Source organism: Streptomyces xantholiticus, from assembly GCF_014651015.1.
Lineage (GTDB): Bacteria > Actinomycetota > Actinomycetes > Streptomycetales > Streptomycetaceae > Streptomyces > Streptomyces xantholiticus.
Genome location: NZ_BMWB01000022.1, coordinates 24,715 through 45,489 on the forward strand (window position 1 = coordinate 24,715; position 20,775 = coordinate 45,489).

The 20,775-nt window shown below is 69.2% G+C and carries 17 protein-coding genes and 1 pseudogene; 6 read left to right on the forward strand and 12 right to left on the reverse strand.

Annotation, left to right across the window (positions count from 1 at the left end; translation table 11 throughout):
- Window positions 1–177 precede the first annotated feature (177 nt).
- On the forward strand, window positions 178–657 hold the full coding sequence (locus tag IE198_RS26615; RefSeq protein ID WP_189890974.1) for a cation:proton antiporter regulatory subunit: 480 nt from the start codon (window positions 178–180) through the stop codon (window positions 655–657).
- A gap of 2 nt (window positions 658–659) precedes the next feature.
- A complete protein-coding gene (locus IE198_RS26620) occupies window positions 660–1,841 on the forward strand; it encodes a cation:proton antiporter (RefSeq protein ID WP_189890976.1) in 1,182 nt (393 codons plus the stop codon).
- A gap of 462 nt (window positions 1,842–2,303) precedes the next feature.
- Here the strand turns inward: IE198_RS26620 and IE198_RS26625 are convergent, their stop codons facing one another.
- The 4 genes from IE198_RS26625 to IE198_RS26640 form a co-directional block, all read right to left on the reverse strand.
- Window positions 2,304–3,323, reverse strand: a complete 1,020-nt coding sequence (locus tag IE198_RS26625) for a zinc-dependent alcohol dehydrogenase family protein (protein ID WP_373299982.1) — start codon at window positions 3,321–3,323, stop codon at window positions 2,304–2,306.
- Window positions 3,324–3,425: 102 nt separating this feature from the next.
- Entirely contained in the window at window positions 3,426–4,400 is a 975-nt protein-coding gene (locus tag IE198_RS26630) for an alpha/beta fold hydrolase (protein WP_189890978.1), read from the reverse strand.
- 1,076 nt (window positions 4,401–5,476) lie between these two features.
- Window positions 5,477–6,319, reverse strand: a complete 843-nt coding sequence (locus IE198_RS26635; RefSeq protein WP_189890980.1) for an alpha/beta fold hydrolase — start codon at window positions 6,317–6,319, stop codon at window positions 5,477–5,479.
- Window positions 6,320–6,898: 579 nt separating this feature from the next.
- Window positions 6,899–7,813 (reverse strand): alpha/beta hydrolase, encoded by a 915-nt coding sequence (locus IE198_RS26640; RefSeq protein WP_189890982.1) that lies wholly within the window; start codon window positions 7,811–7,813, stop codon window positions 6,899–6,901.
- Window positions 7,814–8,020: 207 nt separating this feature from the next.
- Here IE198_RS26640 and IE198_RS26645 point away from each other — a divergent pair, with 207 nt between their 5' ends.
- Window positions 8,021–8,287, forward strand: coding sequence for a PLP-dependent aminotransferase family protein (locus IE198_RS26645; RefSeq protein ID WP_189891127.1), 267 nt, complete (start codon window positions 8,021–8,023; stop codon window positions 8,285–8,287).
- On the opposite strand, the gene IE198_RS26650 is transcribed toward IE198_RS26645, so the two are convergent.
- The 7 genes from IE198_RS26650 to IE198_RS26675 all read right to left on the reverse strand — a co-directional run bounded on the left by IE198_RS26650 (window position 8,253) and on the right by IE198_RS26675 (window position 16,666).
- The gene (locus tag IE198_RS26650; RefSeq protein WP_189890984.1) at window positions 8,253–8,969 is read right to left on the reverse strand and encodes a peptidoglycan recognition protein family protein; all 717 of its coding nucleotides are present in this window, start codon (window positions 8,967–8,969) and stop codon (window positions 8,253–8,255) included. The genes IE198_RS26645 and IE198_RS26650 overlap by 35 nt on opposite strands.
- A 307-nt stretch (window positions 8,970–9,276) precedes the next feature.
- Window positions 9,277–11,070 (reverse strand): S8 family peptidase, encoded by a 1,794-nt coding sequence (locus IE198_RS26655; protein WP_189890986.1) that lies wholly within the window; start codon window positions 11,068–11,070, stop codon window positions 9,277–9,279.
- Window positions 11,071–11,124: 54 nt separating this feature from the next.
- Window positions 11,125–11,427 (reverse strand): hypothetical protein, encoded by a 303-nt coding sequence (locus tag IE198_RS26660; RefSeq protein ID WP_189890988.1) that lies wholly within the window; start codon window positions 11,425–11,427, stop codon window positions 11,125–11,127.
- A 743-nt stretch (window positions 11,428–12,170) separates the two neighbouring features.
- Entirely contained in the window at window positions 12,171–13,631 is a 1,461-nt protein-coding gene (locus IE198_RS26665; protein ID WP_229834377.1) for a serine hydrolase, read from the reverse strand.
- The gene (locus IE198_RS35555) at window positions 13,535–13,768 is read right to left on the reverse strand and encodes a hypothetical protein (RefSeq protein ID WP_229834386.1); all 234 of its coding nucleotides are present in this window, start codon (window positions 13,766–13,768) and stop codon (window positions 13,535–13,537) included. Before IE198_RS35555 ends, IE198_RS26665 begins: the two co-directional genes overlap by 97 nt.
- A 115-nt stretch (window positions 13,769–13,883) precedes the next feature.
- Window positions 13,884–15,500 (reverse strand): phospholipase D family protein, encoded by a 1,617-nt coding sequence (locus tag IE198_RS26670; RefSeq protein WP_189890992.1) that lies wholly within the window; start codon window positions 15,498–15,500, stop codon window positions 13,884–13,886.
- Between the two features lie 341 nt (window positions 15,501–15,841).
- Window positions 15,842–16,666 carry an alpha/beta fold hydrolase gene (locus IE198_RS26675; protein WP_189890994.1) on the reverse strand — a complete coding sequence of 275 codons (825 nt, stop codon included), beginning with the start codon at window positions 16,664–16,666 and terminating at the stop codon, window positions 15,842–15,844.
- A gap of 101 nt (window positions 16,667–16,767) precedes the next feature.
- On the opposite strand from IE198_RS26675, the gene IE198_RS26680 reads away from it, so the two are divergent.
- Window positions 16,768–18,096 (forward strand): aminotransferase-like domain-containing protein, encoded by a 1,329-nt coding sequence (locus IE198_RS26680; RefSeq protein WP_189890996.1) that lies wholly within the window; start codon window positions 16,768–16,770, stop codon window positions 18,094–18,096.
- 155 nt (window positions 18,097–18,251) lie between these two features.
- On the opposite strand, the pseudogene IE198_RS36705 reads toward IE198_RS26680, so the two are convergent.
- Window positions 18,252–18,488, reverse strand: a pseudogene (locus IE198_RS36705) (transposase); the annotation flags it as partial.
- Between the two features lie 104 nt (window positions 18,489–18,592).
- Here IE198_RS36705 and IE198_RS26685 point away from each other — a divergent pair.
- Together IE198_RS26685 and IE198_RS26690 are read left to right on the forward strand one after the other, a co-directional pair.
- Complete coding sequence (locus IE198_RS26685; RefSeq protein ID WP_189890998.1) at window positions 18,593–19,039, forward strand: DUF6086 family protein; 447 nt, start codon at window positions 18,593–18,595, stop codon at window positions 19,037–19,039.
- Between the two features lie 528 nt (window positions 19,040–19,567).
- The gene (locus IE198_RS26690; protein ID WP_189891000.1) at window positions 19,568–20,539 is read left to right on the forward strand and encodes a GNAT family N-acetyltransferase; all 972 of its coding nucleotides are present in this window, start codon (window positions 19,568–19,570) and stop codon (window positions 20,537–20,539) included.
- The last annotated feature ends 236 nt before the right edge of the window (window positions 20,540–20,775 follow it).

Consider the following 20,775-nt stretch of genomic DNA (forward strand, 5'->3'; position numbering starts at 1 on the left):
GGCGGTTGAGCCATAGGCTTGCGTCCCCACCATGTCGGCCCGGCGGGAGCGGCGGACACGCAGGTCCGAGCCGGTGGCGGGCGCGGGCGAGCCCGGTGGCGTCCCCGTCGACGGGACGGATCGGACACGCCGATCTGCGTTCCCCTTCGCAATCCGGGTCCCGGTGATGATGAGCGCATGGACGTCACCGAGGTACTCCTGCCCGGGGTCGGGCTGCGCTACGAGTTCACCAACCACGAAGGCGAGCGGATCGCCGTCGTCGCGGAGCGGACCGGTGACTTCGAACTGGTCGTCTACACGGGTCGTGATCCCGACGAGAGCCGGCCCGTGGTGCGGTTCAACAGCGAGGAGGCGGATGCGGTCGCCGAGATCCTGGGAGCGCCGCGGATCGCCGAACGCTTCGCCGACCTCACCAAGGAGGTGCCCGGGCTGCTGGCGGCGCAGGTCGAGGTCCGGTCCGCCAGCCCTTATGCCGGTGAGCCGTTGGGGCGCACCAGGGCACGGACGCGAACGGGCGCCTCGATCGTGGCGATCGTCCGTGGCGAGGATGTCATCGCACCACCGATGCCCGACGAGGTGCTGCAGGCCGGTGATGTCCTCGTGGTGATCGGTACCCGCGAGGGGATCGCCGACGTGGACGAGATCATCCAGGGCTGAATGTGCACACCCCTGCCGCGCTGCTCCTGGAGCTCGGTCTCATCCTCACCGCCCTCAGTGTGCTCGGCGGCGTGGCGCGGCGCCTGTCGCTCTCGCCGATTCCGCTCTACCTGCTGGCGGGCCTGGCCGTCGGTGAGGGAGGTGTTGCTCCGGTCCCGGCCGCCGGCGAGTTCGTGGAAACCGGTGCCGCCATCGGAGTGGTGCTGCTCCTGCTCACTCTCGGCCTGCAGTTCTCCCTCCCCGAGTTCACCGCGGGCCTGCGCCAGCACATGCCCTCTGCCGTGGTCGACCTGGTGCTGAACGCCGCGCCGGGCGCGGTGACCGGTTGGCTCCTCGGCTTCGACGGCCTGGGCATCCTGGCCTTGGCCGGCGCCACGTACGTCTCCTCCTCGGGCATTATCGCGCGGCTGCTGGCCGACCTGCGGCGACTGGGCAACCGCGAGACCCCGGCCATCCTCTCCGTGCTCGTCATGGAGGACATCGTCATGGCGGCCTACCTGCCCCTGCTGGCCGTCCTCGCCGCCGGCGGCCCGTGGTGGCAGGCTCTGCTCGGCACGGTGGCGGCCGTCGGCGCGGTGCTCGCCGCCTTCACCGCCTCCTACCGGTGGGGCCATCACCTCGGCCGGCTGTTGTCGCACCCGGACGCCGAACAACTCCTGCTCAGGGTGCTCGGTTTGACCCTGATCGTCGCGGCGCTGGCCGAAGTCGTCCACGCTTCCGCGGCCGTCGGGGCCTTCCTCGTAGGCCTCTCTCTGACCGGTGAGACAGCCGACCGGGCGAGGGCCGTGCTCAGCCCCCTGCGGGACCTTTTCGCCGCCATCTTCTTCCTGGGGATCGGACTTTCGGTCGATCCGGAGGAACTCGTGCCGTTCCTCCCTGCCGCGTGCGGGCTCGCCGCTGTCACGGCCGTGACGAAAGTGGTCACCGGCCGGTACGCGGCCTCACGGGATCGGGTCGGACGCCGGGGCCAACTGCGGGCCGGTACCGCCCTCATCGCCCGCGGTGAGTTCTCCCTCGTCATCATCGGGCTGGTCGGCACGATGCATGGCGGCCTCGCTCCTCTGGTCACCGCCTACGTCTTCGTCCTCGCTGTCGTGGGCCCACTTCTCACGCACCTGGCAGGTGCCCTGCCCCGGGGTCCGGATCGGGCCGCGGCAGAGACGGTGAGGCCACCGCACCCGTAGAGTCCGGGTGGGGTGTCATCGCCGATCCGCCAGGCGCCGGTCGGCCTCCGAAGGTGCCGGTTCCCGGAACAAGGGCGCCCTGTGTCACCGGGAGTATTCACCCGGACAGCCGCTCAATGGCGGCGCGCCCGCAGTCCGCCGTGGTGGCGTGGGGACAAGTGCTGTCCAAGGCCTGGAGAGGTGCGATGTACGAGATGCACGTAGGCACGGCGGCCACCGGCTCGGGCCTGGTGTGGCATGTCGTGGCGCAACAGGACTCGGCTGCGCTGTGCGGCCAGCCGCTTTGGACCGACGACGTCGCGGAGACGGACCGGCACTGCTTGTCCTGCATGACGGTGTTCCAAGATCGCATGCAGAGGGTGAGGGAGTCGTGATCGCGGGCGGCGCCGGTCCGGGCCGTGCTCGACGCATAGCCCGATGTTCCACTCCAACGCCACCCATCCAGCCCCCGTTCCGCTGATGTCACGGCTGCACGCGGATCACCGCTGCACCGCTCACCCGGCCTTCCGCGAGGTCGTCGAGCGCCTGGTTCGCGTCGTCGAAGTCATAGACCGTGAGCGTGGCGCGCAGTCGGTGCCTGGCTGCGGTGGCGAGGAAGTCGCGTCCGTCCTGGCGGGTGTTGGCGGCGACAGTGCGCACGGTGCGCTCGCGGAAGAGGTGCCGTTGGTACTCGAGCGGCGGGATGTCGGTGAGGTGGATGCCGGCGATGCTGAGGGTGCCGCCGCTGTCCAGGGCTTCCAGCGCGACCGGGACGAGCGCACCAGCAGGGGCGAAGAGAATGGCCGCGTCCAGCAGTTCCGGGGGCGGGGTCCCGGGGTCGCTCGCCGAGGCCGCGCCCAGCCGCAGCGCGAGCGCCTGGGCGGCCGGGGACCGGGTGAAGACGTGGACGACGGCTCCCTGCGCGACGGCGACCTGGGCCGTGAGGTGGGCGGAGGCGCCGAAGCCGTAGATCCCCAGCAGGCCGCCGTCGGGCAGCTCTGCGCGGCGCAGGGCCCGGAAGCCGATGATTCCGGCACACAGCAGCGGCGCCAGCTCCTCGTCCGTGTAGTCGGCGGGCAGCTCGTAGGCGTACGAGGCGGGGACGGTTGCGTACGGGGAGTAGCCGCCGTCCGCGTCCCAGCCGGTGTAGAGGGACGACGGGCACAGGTTCTCCCGACCGCGCAGGCAGTACCGGCACATCCCGCACGTACGGCGCAGCCACGGAATCCCGACCCGGGAACCCACCCCTGGCCCGGTCACCTGCCTGCCCACCGCCACGACCTCGCCGACCGCCTCATGCCCGGGCACGACCCGCTCCCGGTGCGGCGGCAGGTCCGCGTCCCGCACGTGGAGATCGGTCCGGCACACCCCGCACACCCCTACCTTGACCAGCAGATCGTCCGGCCCCGGCACCGGGACCGGCAGCTCGACGCACCTGATTTCCCCCGGGCGGGCGGCCGCGGCCACCCAGGCAGGCATCGTCGTAGGAGGTGCGATATCCACGAGCGTCGCCTCCCTCCACGTCCATCAGACAGCGGCGCGCCGCCAGCCGTCGAGTCGCAGTCCGACCGATCAGCCGATCAGCCGATCAGCCCGATCAGCCGATCAGGCCGGGCTGACGGCAGTGCCATCACACCTGCACAGGCCGGTCGCCTCGCGAATCAGCTCAGCCACCAGGACCGGATCCTCGTCCATGGGCACGTGGCCGCATCGGGGCAGCGGAACGATCCGCGCGCCGGGAATCATGGCTTTGACTCGTGCCGCCTGCCAAGGCGGCAGGAGACAGTCGTGAGTGCCCCACGCCACCGTGACGGGCACTCCTGGGATGTCACCGGCGAACAGGCCCCGCTCCCGCCCCGCCCGCAGCGTGGCGGTGAAAGCGGTCGAATCCGCCATGGCGCGGAACGCTGCCACAGCGGTGTCCTCTGAGCAGTCGTCCGAGCGGTCGTACGGCGTGCCGCTGGACGCTGCCCTGCGGGCCGTGCTTCTCGCGATTCCGGCCAAGGCCCCTTCCGGAAGCATGCGCACTCCGTGCCGGGCCGCGGTGAGCACCGCGTACGCGTACCGCCGTTCAGCGCCGGTCCAGAACCCCGCCGGGGCCAGTGCTGTCACACTGCGGACGAGCCCCGCCTGTCCCAGACGGAGAGCGATCAGTCCCCCCAGGGAATGGCCGACGACATGGGGCCTGTCCATTCCCCATTCCCTGAAGAACGCCCCCAGCAAGGACACCGCCGTGCCCGGCTCTCGTGGAATCACCGGGTCGAGGTCGGGGGACAGTCCGAAGCCCGGCAGATCGAGGGCGATCGCATCGTGCCCGTCCATCAGCAGTGGCAGGACCGAGTGCCAGGCTTGCCGGGTGTGGCCGAGCCCGTGGAGAAGAACGAGTGGTTCGCCCACGCCCTGCCGCTCGTACGCCACCGTCACGGGAGGCAGACCGGCGGCACGGGCTTCGGCGAACGACACCTGCGGCGGGACGCGCCCGGCCTGACCGGCCGCCCTTTCGGCCGGACGCCGGAAATGGGCAGCCGCTGCTCGCGCGGCGCGACCGGGCCGGTCCACCGCGGCAATGAGCGACGACATCACAGCCATCGTCCCGGAACCTCTCCATCAGCGGAGGCCCGCGACGGCCCGGAGAAAGCCCGGGACGACGTCTCAGGCCGTGCTCTTCACAGGCACTGTCTCTTCCCTACGGCCACCCCGCGCCCCAAGGAGGCGCGGAGACGGTTGTATCGATCCACGTCCGTCCGGACGTCCATGGGGTGCGGGCGCGAGACGTACCACGCCCAAGCGCCGACGCCGAGGGCGGCCGTCAGCGGGATGAGCAGCCAGACAAGCGGTCCCATGGTCGTGCCCCCTTCGCGGTCGGTCTTCCTTCGTCGTGGTCCGTCGACGCCGCGCCCTGCGGCCGGACGGCCGCAGCGCGACTACTGGCGCACCGGCCAGGACAGCAGTTCCTTCTGACCGGCACCGCTGAAGGTGATCTTCCGTGGCTTCGCCGGTTCGGCGACCGTGATCCACAGGCTCAGCACGCCCGCGTCGTAGGTCGCCTCGGTGCGCTCGGTGTGTCGATGGGATCCGCTTCCTTATATAGCTCGAGGCAGGGTCATTGACAAGATTCGACTCAAGTTCCTCGGCGAGGTGCTGGCCGCCCGGGACAGCCGCGCGAGGCGTTAGGCGTGAGGCGCGCGGCCGTGCCCAGCAAATGGCACCCGTGCCGAAGAATTTGTGCCGCCTCTGCCGAGGCGGACGACCTGTCCGTCGTCGAGCGGCACGTCGACGGTATTGCTACAGCCCCCCGGCGTCCCGGCCGCGGCGGCGGCTTGGAGGAGGTCGTTGCCACCGACGGGGTCGTAGTGCCGGTGAGTGTCCACGACCGGGCCTACGTCCCGGCATACGGTTCCTCGGTATGACCCACGAACCCGCCGTCGACCAGGGCCGGTTGCCGCTCGGGCAGCAGCGGTGTGTTTGAACCTGCTGTATCTCGCGCTTGCAGCATCATTGCGTGGGGCCGTTTCGGCCCCGCGTCCTCCACCGGCTGACGCTTCAGGTCGGTTGAACCGGTTGACCCGCGTCGCTTTGATCGCTCTTCCGCCGCGGCAGGGGTTGTCGGCGGCGCTCCATTCGCTTCCGTAGCGCCCTTCTGCAGCAAGCGGGGGTCACTGGCCGGGCCGGGGTTCGTCCGCTCCTGCTGCCCGGATGAACCTGGTGAGGGCCGTCGTGTACTCCTGTGGGTGGGTCATGTGCGGGATATGACCCGCGCCCTCGAAGGTCTGGCGCTGTGCTTGCGGCATGGCAGTGGCCAACCGCTCCAGGACCGTGGAGAACCAGGTGGGACTTGCGCTGCCGCGGCTCAGCAGTACCGGCATGGTGCAGGCGGAGAGCCTGTCGAGGTCCAGTACGGCCCAGGCCGGGTCGGTCTGTTCGTCCAGCCATGTCTGGGCATAGGTCACGAACCTCTCACGCAGGGGTGCGGGCAGCTGTTCCCACGTGCCAGGGCCCAATGCCACCTCCTCGACGAACAGGCGTGCGCCTTGCTCGTTCTCGGCTTTGCGGAGGTGGTCCATCGCCGAGTAGATGGAGGCCATCGTCGGGCGCAGCTGTGCCAGGGAGCTCGGGTCGTCGGCCACGACCCCCACCAGCGGGGGCTCATGGACCGTGATGCTGCGGAACAGCTCGGGCCGGCGTGCGGCCAGGCCGAGGACGATCGACGCGCCGAAGGAGTTTCCGGCAACGTGTGCGGGGGCGTGGCCGAGCAGTTCGATCAGCGCCGCCAGGTCGTCCTCGTCCTGTCTCCGGGTGCCTTGGCCCGCCACGTTCCCGCTCCGGCCGTGGCCGCGGCGGTCGTACGTGACCACGGTGAAGGACGCGCGAAGGTCGGCTTCGATCGCGGGCTGCCAGCTCTGGTGATCGTTCCACGAGCCGTGGACGAGTACGAGCGGCTCACCCTCCCCTACGACCTCGTAGTGGAGATTCACACCGTCGGCGCGTGCCTGTGGCATGCCGCGACTCCTCGGAGGGCTGGGCGACGGGTTCCCTGGCGCCGCCACGCAGATCTCTATCAGCACCGTCCGGATTCTCGGTCGCCGCCACGCCGCGGGAGCCCGCTCACGGGTACCAGGGGCGGGTCGCCGATGCACTTGGTCCAGCCACCTTCGGTGCGCAATGACACTTCGACGTCGGTTCGGCGGAAGTCTCGCGCGAGTCCCACGACCGTGAGAGACCATCAGTGGATCCACCTGGACGCCGAGCGTGCGGCGGGCGCCCGTTCCGCGCGACCCGTTGCGCACGGCCGACAGCGTTTCGGCCCGCTGAGTTTGTGCTCAGCGGGCCGGAACTGCCCCCCGAAGTGCACGGGCACGGGCCCGTTACCTCGGTCGTACGGTCGGGTGACCGAGTCCTCGATACCCGTGGTGTCGGTGTCGGCGTCCGCGTCCTTGCGGCCGGCGCCGGTCAGGTCCCGGACCACGGAGATGGCAAGGACGAGGCCGGCGGCCGGCAGCGACATGATGACCTGTTCGCGTCCGACTTCATCAGCATGTAGACGAGGACGAACGAGATCATCGCGATCGTGACCCAGGTCAGGTAATAATCCGGTCGCGCAGCCAGGAGTCGACGCCGCTGAGCGCCGTCCTGGCCATTGCCGTGGGGTGGCCCGTGAAACCGTGGGGTGACTCGGGGTAGACCCGGACCTCGACGTCATTGCCGGCCGCCGACAACCGACCTGCCAGCGCCAGGTTGTCTTCCAGCAATACGTCTGCGCTTCCGACGATCAACAGCGTTGGGGGAAGCCCGCCAAGGACGCCGTAGAGGGGAGAGACGTCGGGAACAGTGCGGTCTTCCACATGGCCGGCGTACGCCTGGATGAAGTATTCGTCCGCGATGCAGCGACCGGCCGGGGTTCGTGCGCTCAAGTCGTAGGTGCCGAATTGGAGTGCAGCGCCGGTGAATCCGCCGATGGCACCTCGGTCCCTCAGCCGGAGCAGGGTCGCCAGGGCGAGTGTGGCTCCCGCGGAGCTCCCGCCGATCGCAAGTCGGGACGTTCCGAAGCGGGCATCGGCTTCTTCGACGAGCCAGAGCGCCGCTGCTTCACAGTCGTCGGGTGCTGCCGGCCAGGGGTGCTCGGGAGCCAGCCGGTAGTCGACGCTGACAACGGCGAGTTGCAGGACGTCTGCGAGCTCGCGGTTGCGTTTGTCTCCTCGCGCTGCGGAGTCCATGTAGAAGCCGCCGCCGTGTATGTCCAGGTAGACGCCCCGCGGCGGACCGTCGCCAGGCGTGAAGATCCTGACGGGGACGCGCGCTTCCGCGGCTTCGATCGTCTCTTCGACGGCAGGCGGATCGGCGGCCCGAGGAGCAGACCTCCTCGCTCGTGCCTCCCTGAGCTCCTCCAGTGAGCTGGGGCCACGGCCTGCCGCCCTCGACTTGTAGAAGTCTCGAGCTTCATCGACCTGCTCCGCGGGCACGTCGGCGAACAGTGCGTCCAGCGCGAATCGCACGCGCCCTCCTCATCACTCGGGTCTCAACTCCACGCTATCGCCGACCTGCGCGCCGGATCCGCCGCACTCCAGGAAACACCGCACGCTCACCTACACGTCTTCGCCCGACCCTGACGCGGTGGCCGCGCCGCGCCCAGCCACACCCCGAGGTGTCAGCCCAGGTTTCGACCCGGTCTACGGCTGTAGTACCAGGCTTCCGGACCAGCACTGGTGGTCACCCGTTCCGCGCACAGGTCGCCCTCGGCGCTGCGCCAGGGCTCCTACCTGCATCTGATCGGTGCCGACGAGGTACAGGAGCGTGCCGCCCAGGAACTGTTCCAGCTGCACACCACGTCTCCGAGCCGGCCGGCACCGGCCGGCCTCGACCTCGCCAGGGCACAGGTGACGTCCGAGGGCGAAAGGCTGGTGCAACTGGCACCGCCAGGGCGCCGGAGCGACCTCAACGCTTCCGCAGCCGGGCCACGGACTCCCTGATCGCGGGCAACCGCTTGTAGAGCACGTCGCCGGGGCAGTTGGTGCGGAAGCTGTCGCGATGTCCCGAGATGACGTGGAGTTCGGCCGCCTCGCCCTTCTTGTATTTGCTCTCGTCGTTCGTCGAGACGAGCCGAACCGTGCCACGAGGGTCGGCCTCCGGCCGCAGCTTCCAGGCGGCGACCTTCACGATTCCCGCCTCGAGCGCCTTCGGGACCGTCGCGCCGGGCCCGAAGGTGCCGAGCGCCGCGATGCCGATGCTGTCGGCGTTGAAGCCCTTGGTGTGCGCCCCTCGCACGGGACGTCCGACGCCGCCGGCCCGTCCTTCATAGATGGTTCCGCAGCGGTCGACCACGAAGTTGTAGCCGATGTCGTCCCAGCCCTCACTCTCGACGTGGTCCTCCTGCATCGCCCGAAGCATGCGGGGGGCGTCGGCGCAGTCGTAACCGTTCAGGTGCCCGGTGTGGTGGAGGAAGACCGCGCTCACCGCACCCGTGTAGGTCGCGCGGTCCCGGACCATGCCCTCGTTCGCCCGCCACGCCTTCCGGCTGACGATCGGGGGCCGCGGGATACCGGGGCCGACGGCGACAGGCTCGGGCCGGACGGGCCGTTGCGGGGCGTCCCCCAGCACCAGCAGAGCCAGCACCACGACTCCGGCACTCAGGACGATCCGATGGGACCACATGGGACCACCCTGCGACTCGATCACGTACCTCTCGCAGGTGAGCGAAGCCATTCGGGTGAAGCGGGGTGGCGACTTGGCTGAGGGTGGTCGCCGATGCGCGGCCGGCTGGTCCTACGCGCCGCGTCTCATCCTCCTGTCCGGCACCACGGAAGGGTCCGGGCAAGGCGTCACCCCCGCTGGACGTCGAGGGCCAAGTGTGTCCGTCGTGCACCCCCGACCGTTGGACTGCGGCACGGTTCCCAGGAGACGTGGGCATCGAACGCCCCAGGCGAATGGCGCAGGAGGTTCAGCGGGCCGAGACCTCCGGTCAGGGCATGGAGTTGACCGCCGCTGCCGCGTCGACCTTGCCCGCCCCCCAGTCGTTGCCGGGCGCCCCGCCCGTGAAGGGGTCCCTCCGGGCCGAGTTGGTGAGAAGCAGGACGAGATCCTCCTGCGTCATCGTGGGTTTCGACTGCAGCATGAGGGCACACACCCCGGTCAGGTGCGGTGCGGCCATGCTCGTCCCGGACATGGGCTGGTACTGGTCCGTTCCCGAGGCCCCCGCCAGCGCCGAGGTGATGGCCTGGCCGGGGGCGGCGAGCGTCGGCGCGGTGCGGCCGTCGCGCGTGGGGCCCCGGCTGGAGAAGGTGGAAAGGTTTCCCTGTCCCGCCCCCTTGGTGATGTAGGACGCGGCGGTGACGACCTTCTGGCTGGTGCCGGGTACGGAGATGGTGATCTCGTCATTGCGATGTTGGCCGATGAACTGGGGAACGGTCTGGCCCCTCTCCACCCAGGCGTGCCAGCGGCCGCTGTCGGCCACGGTCCGGCCGGTGAGTGTGATGCTCCACGTACCGGGCCGGATCGCTGTCTGGCTTCCCCGGCTCAGCTGCACGTAGATCCGGTTGTCGCCGTTCTGGGAGTGGTGGACGACTGAGTCGACGAAGGCCTTGTTGCCCCCGGGGAGATCCAGATCGGCGGCGGTGGTGCCGGGGGCGACCTCGGCGCTCGCCGTGCCACTGGGGGGAGTGATCTGCAGCGAGAGACGGTCGGCACCGGAGTACCAGATGTCCAGCGTGTCCGGCGTGCTGTCGTTGGCAGGTACCAAGAACTGCACGACTTCGCTGTCTCCCTCCGTCACCTGGCCCGTCGCGTGTACGCCGGCGTTCGCCGCATTGCCCGCGGACTTCACCAGCGCGCGCCCCGGGGCGTTGAGCAGGTTGTCGATTCCGCGTTCCAACAGGCTGGAACCGTCGTGCGGCCCCAGGTTGTCGCCCTGGCTGATGTTGACGACAGCGGGCCGTCCGAGGGTCTCGGCGACCTTGAAGACATAGCCGACGGCCTCGAGCGTGCCCATGGAATCGCCCAGGGCTTCGCTCGTCACCCGGTTGGCCACGACGACCAACTCCGCCTCGGGCGCGACGCCGACGAAAGTGAACGCGGGTCGGTCATTACCAGCCGACGACCCGTCACCCGCGGCGATGCCCGCCACGTGGGTGCCATGGCCAACGCTGTCGTCCATGTGCCGCACCCTGCTCAGCGGGTTCGGAGCGCGCAATGCGTTGTCGATCGCGGAGCGCTGGTATTCGACTCCGTGACCGAACGGCGCCGGTGAGGACTCCCCGGCTTCCGGAGTGAGGTTCTGGTCCCAGATGCGCTGGATGCGGGTCTTCCCGGTCGGGTCGCGGAAACAGGCGTGGCGCCAGTCGATGCCGCTGTCGACCACGCCCACGATGACACCGGCCCCACGGAACCCGGGCGGCCCGGTGTGCACCTTGTCGGCCTGGGTCTCCGGCACGGCGGCGTCCAGTTCGGGCAGGGTGGGGCGGGACGCCTCGACATAGCCGACGGCTTCCAGCTCGTCGAGCTCCGCGAGTCGGTCGATCCCGATCTCGCCGCCGATGACATCCCCGGCCTGGGTGAGCACCGTCAGCCCCGTGTGCCGGGACAGCTCATTCAGATCGTCGGCGCCGTACCCCTCGGCCATCCGCAGCAGTACGCGCACACGAGGCGTCCCCACGCCTTCGGTCGTGAGCGCGAAGCGGCCGGTGGACTCCAGGCCCTCCAGCTCCGCCGGGCCTTCCTCGGCCCGGGACGTCAGAAACTTCAGCCGTGAGTCGAGCATGAGTGGTCTTCTCTCTGACGAGATCACCGGCCCTTCACAGTGGAGGACAGGCGATCACTGTTTCTGTGTCCGGGCGCCGGTCTCGGGGTGGAGGGGTTCGGACAGCTCCACGTAGTCGACACAGTCGAGGTCGGTCAGGCGCCCGAGATCGCCGGGTGCGACCGACGCGGTCAGCACGTCGCCCGCGACCATGTACACCTGCGCGCCGGCATCGGTCAGCTGCCGACGCTGTTCTTCGCCGGGCTCTTCCTTCACCCGGATGAGCACCCTGAAGGAAGTGGGGCCGGCTGCCTCGGCGGCCGTGCCGACGTTCAACAGCGCACGGCGTGCGGCGGAGCCGAGCTTGTCAGCGCGCATGTTCCCCACCTGCTCCGGAGAGCGGCCTTGTCCGTACGAACGTGGCGCGCCGGCATGTCTCCTCGCGCAGGCGCCCGCATTTGCCGCATTGCCTCTACTACCACCGTAGGCAGCACGGGCATCCCACGCCATTCCGCCGTGGACTGCCGCGCGCGGCCATCCTCCAGGACAGGGCGATCCGGCGAACGGTGAGGGCCGGGCAGACCTTGCCGGGCGGCAATGAGTTGCCGCACTCCCATCGCTGATGCCGCTGCGGCGCGCGAAGTTCGGCGTGTCGCCGGCAAGGACTGCCATGGCGGCCTGGCGGCCGCGGGCATCGAGCCGGTGCTGCCGCCGCCGGCTCCGGCGTGGCCGCAAGGTGGAGCTCCCTGCCCTCCCGGCCCCGGCACGGTCTTCGACGGCACGCGCGCTCAGCACGGTGAGATGGATGAGCGCACGGCGGAGCCGGAGCTTCGAGGGACCGAATTCACACCCTGGCGGCCCGAGTAGCGGCCGGTCCCGCCGAGTAGTTCTCGCCCTCGGGTGCCCTCGCCCCTGTCCAGGTCAGGGCGAGGGTTGTCACCAATGGCACCGTCTACGTGCTGGACAGGGGCGTGGCCTGGGTTGATGTCCCGTCCAGGTCATGGGCCGTTCCGGTGTGACCAGGCGGCGCCGGCCGCGGGACCGGCCGGCGGCCGGTGTCCGGCCCCGGCCGCACGAAACCTGTCGGCAGGACTACCCGGGACGTGGTGCTCGCCCACGCGTCACCGGCCGGGGTACAGGTTCCGGTGGATGGCCTTCGCCACGCTTTCAATCGTGTCCATGCCATAGCCCCATCCCACGTCCGGATGCTCGTCCTCGGGGACGCGGTTGTTCTCGGTCAGGACCACCAGGCCGTAGTCGTACGCGCGGCCGGTGATCGCGCTCATGCTGTGGACCTTCCAGTCCCCTCGGTCCCAGGGGTTCATGAGGTTCTCCTCGGAACGCTGAAGCCACCCGTTCTTCACCTGGACGTCGGCGTCCGAGGGAGCTCCGGCGGGCGCTCCCCACCGCTGATCCTCCTGGACATCCCGCATGAGTTCGAGAACGTAGGCGCGCTCTTCCTCGTCCAGGACCGCATCGTCCTCGCCCGTGAGCAGTTCGAGCAAGGTGGCCTGGTCCTTCGCGGTGACCTGCGTCAGGCCCATGAAACCCGCTTCGTCGATGGCCGTGTTCGTCATTCCGGCCTCGTCCAGGAAATCCTGGATACGGTCGGGGCCGATCATGTCCCACAACACGTACGTCGATTCGTTGTCCGAGTTCACGATCATGTTCCTCGCGAGGTCCTGCTCCTCTTCGGACAAGTCCCCGCCTGTGGCATGAAGCAGAGCGCCAAGGACGATCGGCTTGACGATGCTTGCCGAGTCGTAGTGCTTGTCGGCGCGGTACGCGCAGGAAGTGCGCGTGGTCCGGTCGTACAGCGCGATGGACGCCCGGCTGGCGCGACCGGCCAGGGCCCGGGCTATGTCCCGGGTCAGGGCGTGGGCGAGCCGAGGTTTCCTGGAGGCGCACTCGATGACCCCGCCCATGAGCCGCCGCACAGCGTTCTCCGATTTCCCGGTCCGACGGGAAGTGGAGGGAGCGTGGGCGGGAGCCAGGGCCGAAACGGAAGGGGCAGCCGATGCTGCGTGCGGGTCAGGTGTCGAGGAGGGAGCTCGAGAGGGCGCCGAGACGGAGATGACAAAGGCGAAGGAGGCCGCGACGGAAATCGTTCCCCACATCACCTTCGACGTCGTCTCACTGAGCATCAGCTCGTTGCCCTTTCGTCTGTCCGCCCGCCTCACCGACGTGTGAAGGCATTGATGCGGCCCGTCCGGCACCCACGAATTCGACGCTACAAGTGGGGTGCGCACCTGACCTCTTCGGTCGGCCGACAGGTCTAAAGGTTGCCTCCGCAGCGAGGTCTCCGTGTTCTTGACCTGCATGTCGTCGCCGCCCTGCCTCGTGGTCCTGATGGCCTGGTCGAGTGAGACGCGGTGGCGACCGTCGCCGCGAAGCGCCCTCCGGGCCGGGGTGACGGCTCTGACCGAAGTCGTGCCGTTGCGTTCGATGCAGGGGATCCGGGCGAGGCCGCCCATGGCCGGCAGGTTCAGGCCGAGGTTGTGTTCGATGCCGAACTCGGCGGCGTTCTCGACTTGCTCGCGGCTGTCGCGGAGGACTCGGCAAGGCCGGCGGCCATGGAGCAGGCGGAGCCGGTGCCGACCTCGCCGAGGTCGTACGCCACGACCATCCAGCCCTGTTTCAGAAGGCGTTGGTTGGCCGCGTCCAGGACGTACGGCGCCACCCACTTGCTGCCGCCGCTGGGGACGAAGACACCGAGCATGCAGCTGTGGAAGGCGATGAAGCGGAATCAATCTCGGTTACCACGGCGGTTGGGTGATGGTGCGCTCGCCCACTGCCCGGCCGGCAGGGGTGGAAAGGCGGCCCCGACCGGGTTCTCAGAACGCCTTGCGCAGCCGCAGCCGCAGTGGGCGGCCGTCCGGATCGATGACCACGCGGTACAGCGGCGTCGCGAGAATCCGCTGCACCCACGAGAGCTCCGGTGGCCGGTAGGTGCGCAGACGTCCAGGCGGCCTGGGACCGGACCGGCCCCTTTCGTGCCAGGAGTCCAGCGCGGCCGCCGCCGACGCGAAGGCGTCGAAGACGCCCGCCGGATCGCACAGGACGTCGGGGGCCTGCGGGTCCCCGGGTTCCTCCCGGTCCAGGTGCTCGCGCGCGAGCATCAGCCGCAGGTTCCTGGCGAACCGGCGCGCGCCGTCGCCGAGGCCGGCGGGGTCCTGCGGATCTCGGGGGTCCGGCGTCTCGTCCAGAACGGCGCAGCTGAGTTCGGAGTCGTGTGTCCAGGAGCGCAGGTTGATGTTGTCGGAGCCCACCGCGGCCCACACGTCGTCGACCACGCACACCTTGGCGTGCACGTACACCGGGGTCCCGGCATGGTTCTCCAGCCCGTACACCGCGACCCGCCCGCCGCCCGCCCGCCGCAGTGTCTCCAGAGCGGTGATGCGGCCGATCAGGTTCATCGGCAGTGTGAGCGGACCGTCCTGTTCGGGGACGGACGGGATGACCGCGATGAGGCGGAGCTCTGGATTCGCTCGCAGCGCCCGGGCGAAGTGCTCCACCACCTGCGGGGACCACAGGTACTGGTCCTCCAGATAGATGAGGCCCCGGGCCCGCCGCAGTGCCTTCAGGTAGGCACGCGCGACGCTGCGCTCGCCGTCGGGGGCGAAGTCGTAGCCTCGCAGCAGCCGGTTGGGGTACGTACGCAGCACCTGCACCGTGTGCGTGCCGCAGGGCGAGGGATCGGGCAGCTGAGGGGGCAGCGGGTTCGCGTGGATGTCTTCCCGGTGCAGCAATTCGCGCAGTCGGGACAGCGGGCTGCGGGTGAGAGGCGCCGGATCCGTCCAGCGTTCCCGGAAGACGGTCTCGATGTCGCCGACCGCGGGGCCCCGGATCGCGAGCTGGATGTCGTGCCAGGGGGGATGTGGTCCGTACGCTTCGGCGATGGGCTGGGAGCGGTCGTCGCCGCCGTGGTCGATGTCGTCGTTGCGGTTGTGCGACAGGTCGATGCCACCGACGTACGCGACGTCGAGCTCGGGACGCCCGGGATGGCGCAGGACGACGCACTTCTGGTGGTGCGTGCCGCCGGGACGGACTCGCATGTCCAGAAGGTACTCGCCGCCCCCCGCCCGGATCTCCTCGCCGAGGTGGCGGTTCTCCGCCTCGCTGAACTGGAGACTGTCCAGGTGGGAGCGCCACACCAGACCCTTGACGACCACTCCGCGCTCGGCCGCCTCACGCAGCACGGTGCCGATCTCGGTCCCGGGGCCGGCTAGCCGCTCGTCGGGATCGCCGCGCCAGTCGGTGAACAGCAGCAGGTCTCCCGACTGCAAAGCACGGACGGCGGCGAGAAGTTCGGCGAAGTACGTCGCGCCATGGACCAAGGGGCGAACTTCGTTGCCGACCGACCATGCCGTCCCGTCGTGGCGCCGACGGTCCAAGCGGGTTGCGGGATTGCCGCGTTCACCGGCGGTCAGCAACCAGTCGACGGTTTCCACGGACGGCACCTCCGACCTACGACCGCAGGGCACCACGTGCGCTTCCAACGGTCTCTTTCGTACCACTCCGGGGCCGATCCCGCAGCCGCTGCCTGTTCCGGTGAGCGACCCGGCGCCGCGGCCGGTCGGCGGGGCTCGGTGTGCCGCTCCAAGGTGCGGGAAGAAGGTCCACCCAGGTGCACTCGCCCACCGATCCGTTGGGATGTCTGCGAGTCCGTCGCCTCAGCGTCCCGAGATGACGACGCCTGCGCCGGCCGCCGCGAACCGCCGTCGCAATCGCGACGCCGAAACGCTGCGGGCCCCCGTGACGAATCCCGTGGCCTGTGATGCTGTCATACGGGTCACTGCCGGTCCTCCTGGTCCGCTTCGGCCGGCAGTGAGTTGAGAAAGCGCTGGAGGGCGACGTCGAACTCGGCGGCTCTTTCCAGGTTCGGCATGTGCGCCGCACCCTGGATGACTTCGAGCGTGGCACCGGGGACACGTTCACTGATGGCGCGGGCTTCCCTCACCGGAGTGAACTCGTCGTCCGCCCCCACCACAACCAGCGTCGGCACCGTGATGCGAGCGAGCATCTCGACGTAGTCCGGTCGCTCCGCTCTGCCTCGCAGCGCAGCCGCAGCACCCTCGGGAGACGTACGGGTCATCATCTCCATCACGTGTTGCGCCACAGCCGGCAGCGCCTTGATGTTGTAGGGGGCCACCATCTTGGGCAGCACCTCTTGGGCGTAACCACTCATACCCTCACGCTGGAGACGTTCAGCCATCGCGTAGCGAGACATCCTGCCGCCCTCGGTCTCCGCAGCGGCGAACGTGTCGGCGAGGAGGAGTCCACGGACGCGGCCGGGGAACAGCCGGTAGAACTCCATGACGATCTGTCCCCCCATGGACAGACCGCCCAACACGAACCGGTCGATCTTGAGGTGGTCGAGAAGGCTCGCAATGTCGCGCGCGAACGTCTCCAGAGTGGTCTTGCCTGCAGCCGCCGAGCTCTGGCCGTATCCGCGCAGGTCGGGGGCGATCACACGCCAGCCGGCCTGACTGAAGTGCTCGATCTGCGGTTGCCACATCGAACGGTTGAACGGGTGGCCGTGGATGAGCACAAGGGGTTCGCCGGTGCCCGCATCCTCGTAATCCACCGTGATCCCGTCGAAGAATGCCTGGCTCATGACAATCGCCCCTCCCCGAATCGCTTGACCGGTCGATGCTATGAGGTGCAATCTCTCGGTGCAATAAAGAACAATGCTCTCGGTGCAATGTAGAGGTACCCGTGGAGGACTACCGGGTGATCGCCGATCGCCTCGCCAACGACATCGCCCGCGGCCGTCTGCGTCCGGGAGACCAACTCCCGCCGCAGCGCAGGTTCGCACGGCAGCACGGCATCGCGAACTCGACCGCGGCGCGTGTGTACCAGGACCTGATCGTCCGCGGCCTCGTTGTGGGCGAAGTGGGTCGAGGCACGTTCGTACGGGCCGCCGCCCCCGCATTCGAGCCTTCTCCGGCCGAGCCGGCCGACGCGCGCGTCGACCTGGAGCTGAACTTCCCGGTTCTTCCCGGGCAGCCGGCACGACTTGCGCAGGGCCTCACGCGCATCCTGCGCCACGATGCATTCGCCACGGCCCTTCGACCCGTCGGAGCATCCGGCAGCACTCTCGCCCGTGAAGCCGCAGCAGCGCACCTCAGCCGCGGCGGCTGGGCACCGGACCCACAGCGGCTTCTGTTCGCGGGCAACGGAAGGCAGGCGATTGCAGCCGCGATCGCAGCCGTCGTTCCCGCTGGTGAGCGCCTCGGCGTCGAGCCGCTCACGTACCCCGTTGTCAAAGGCATCGCAACCCGCCTCGGCGTCACGCTTGTTCCCCTGGCCGTCGACGACGACGGCCTTGTGCCGGACGCCCTCATCGCCGCCCCTGCCCTGCGCGCCGTCTACCTTCAGCCCACACTGCACAATCCGCTGGGCATCACCGTGTCCGAAGGACGGCGCGCCGAAATCGCGGAAGCCCTCGAGCGTAAGGACATGTACGCGATCGAGGACGCCGTTTACGGGTTTCTCCGCAACGACCTGCCGCCCATGGCCGCGCTGGCGCCTGAGCGGACCATTGTGGTCGACAGCCTCTCCAAGCGGCTCTCCCCAGGTCTGACGGCGGGCTTCCTGGTGACGCCGTCTCGCATCACGCAGGCCGTCGCCTCGTGCCTCAGGTCAGGGACATGGCTGGCACCGGCCTTCGCCCTCGAGGCGGCAACGCAGTGGATGACCGACGGCACCGCGGCCGATATCGAGCGGTCGAAGCGGCAGGATGCTGCGATGCGCCAGCGGATCACGGCCGACCGGCTTGCCGGTCAGACTCTGCGAACCGACCCCCACGCCTACCACTGTTGGTGGGAGCTGCCGGACCCGTGGCGGGCGGAGACGTTCGTCGCAGCCGCCGCTCGCCGGGGCATCGCGGTCGCACCCGCCGCGGCCTTCACCGTGGGCACGGGTCACGCGCCCAACGCGGTTCGGCTCGCTCTGTCCTCCCCGCCGACGGACACCCTGACGCAAGCCCTCGACGTGCTCCTCGAATTGGCCCACGGCAGGCCGGAAGACGCCGGACTGGAGTAGAACACCGCTTCTATGGCGAGGGACCGACATCCGGATGGAACGCATTCACCACCCGTACGACGGTGACGTAGCCCGCGTCCGCGTGCAGCTTGGCCGGGCGGCGCCTTGGCTCGCAGCGGGAGCGTCCAGCGCCACGCGGTGCAACTTTGCCACAGCCCGGCCTTGGACCAGCCAGTGAAGCGCTGGTGGACCGTTTGCCGGCCGGCGCCGAAGACCGGCGGTAGCTGCCGCCAGGTGCAGCCCGACGTGGCGGCGAAGATGATCGCTGTCAGGACCGCGCGGTCGTCACACCGCCGCCGACCGCCGCCCTGGGCGCGCACGGGCGGCGCTGGAGCCACGTTCTGGAAGATCTTCCACACTCCGTCCGGCACCAGTTGCTCAACTATGCCCATAGCAGAGCAACGAGCCTTGGCGCCCAAGGCACCGTTTTACCCCGGTGCCGACCACCGCCCGATCTTCTACCCTGTGCCGGGGCGGTTGAGCAGGGGGATCGGCGATGAGCATGTACTTCGACATCGGTGACGAGACGCTGTGGAACCCGTCGAACGGTGCCGGCCGCCTCTTCCTACGGCAGGTCGAGGTCTTCGAGGCGGAGCTCAAGCTGCCGTCGGAAATCGGCCAGGGCAAGTATTGGGGCGACCCGGACACACTCGAGGTCGATCCCGCCGTGTACGCGGAGTTCGCACGCGGCCTGGTCGCCTGGCACTGCCAAACGGGGCACTCCGTGATCCTCGCGCTCTCCGAGGGGTTCGTGGCGACGGCGGTCGCACTCGCCCGGCGCGCCGGTATCGAGGTGGAGATGCCCGAACCGGGGTCCGGCCATGTGTGTGGTGGCGAAGGGCGCGACGTGCAGGTTCCCCGCAATCGCCGGACCGTGTCAGCCGCCGTCGTCACCGCGCTGGAAACGCGGGCAGGGGAGATGGACCGCTGGATGGCCCGCTGATCAGGTGCGCCCAAGACCGCCCCTTGGCGACCCAACACCCTGGACCGGCTTGCCGTTTCTGCCTCATGCCCGCCCCCAACCGAGACGTCCTTTTCACGCCCTACCCAGAGGCGGGGAAGGACGGAGTGCGTCTCCAGGGTGGTTTTGTTCACCGGATCACGACAGCGGTTGTTCAGCACTCTGGGAGGCGCCCGCCCCGGGGGGCGAGGTACATGTTCACGAGAACGGACAGCACCCGTCGGCTGACTCCCCATCCGGGCAGGGTGGCTTTCCTGAGCCTCGGCACCCGTAGTAGCCGACCAGGTCGCTCATAGGTCATCACGTGTGTGATGACGACATCGTGTGGAGTCGGAGAGGACGATCCAGGCGGCCATGGTGGTCGCTGGCGCCGGCTACCTGCTGCGGTTCCCGCGGAAAGGCAAGGTAGACCGGCTCGGTTCTCGATCCTCGGGGATCTCCCCGGACCGTTCACCTCGCCTGCGGCGCACCTCCGTGGTGCGATGGAACGGGGTTAGGAAGGAGAGAGTGATGGTCCCACCCGCAGCGGAGCGCAGGAGTGGCGCGGCCCCGGTATCAGTCCGCCCGCTGGATGAGGCGGACCTGGATCTGGCCGATGAGATCTGCAGGGTCGCCTTCGGGACCTTCCTGGGGGCACCTGATCCGTTCGGGACCGTCGACTACGTCCGCACCCGCTGGGCGGCCGATCCACAGGCGGCGTTCGCGGCGACGGTCGAGGGCGAAGTAGTTGGATCGAACTTCGCCGCCAACTGGGGCAGCGTCGGGTTTTTCGGACCGCTGACCGTACGTCCGGATCTGTGGGACCAGGGCATCGGCAGGCGTCTGATGGAGCCGGTCATAGACTGCTTCGACGCCTGGGGGAATCGCCACCTCGGCCTGTTCACCTTCGCGCACAGTCCCAAGCACCTTGAGCTCTACCGCCGGTACGGTTTCTGGCCTCGATTCCTCACAGCCATCATGAAGAAGCAGGTCACAGACGGTGCCGCAGTCCCCGGCCGGGTGCTCTATGGCGAACTGCCCGCCGCTGAGCGGCCCGAGGCACTGAGCCTCTGTCGCGCACTGACCGGAGCCGTGTACGAGGGCCTGAGCCTGGAACGCGAGATCGTGGCCGCGCACGCGCAGGGACTCGGTGACACCATCCTGCTCCATGGCGCCGGCTCCGAGCTCGACGGCCTGGCCGTCTGCCACTGCGGAGCCGGGTCGGAGGCCGGCGTGGACGTGTGCTTCGTCAAATTCGGCGCCGTACGTCCTGGTCCGCAGGCCGCCGACCGGTTCGAGCGACTGCTCGATGCATGCGAGCGGCTGGCCGCCGAGCGCGGACTGGGGCAACTGGACGCCGGCATGAACCTGGGTCGCCCGGATGCCTACCGGCGCATGATCGACCGCGGGTTCCGCACCTGGTTGCAGGGCGTGACCATGCACAGGCCCAGCGAACCCGGGTACAGCCACCCCGACGCATATGTGATCGACGACTGGCGTTGAGCACCGCCGCGCTCGGCCCGCTACGAAGGCCGCGGTGCTGTCAGAACCCGTGAATATTCCGAGCCGGATCCGACGGCAAGAAACCTCCTGGACCACTGTCGAAGTGCTGTCCGTTCCCGCGGATAAAGCCACCGGGGCAAGATGGCTGGTCTCTTCGGGTGGTCTGTGCTGTGCGGCATCTCGATGGAGGCCGTTTGGGGCATGGCGCTGTCGGCGCCCGCGGCCACTTTGCGTAA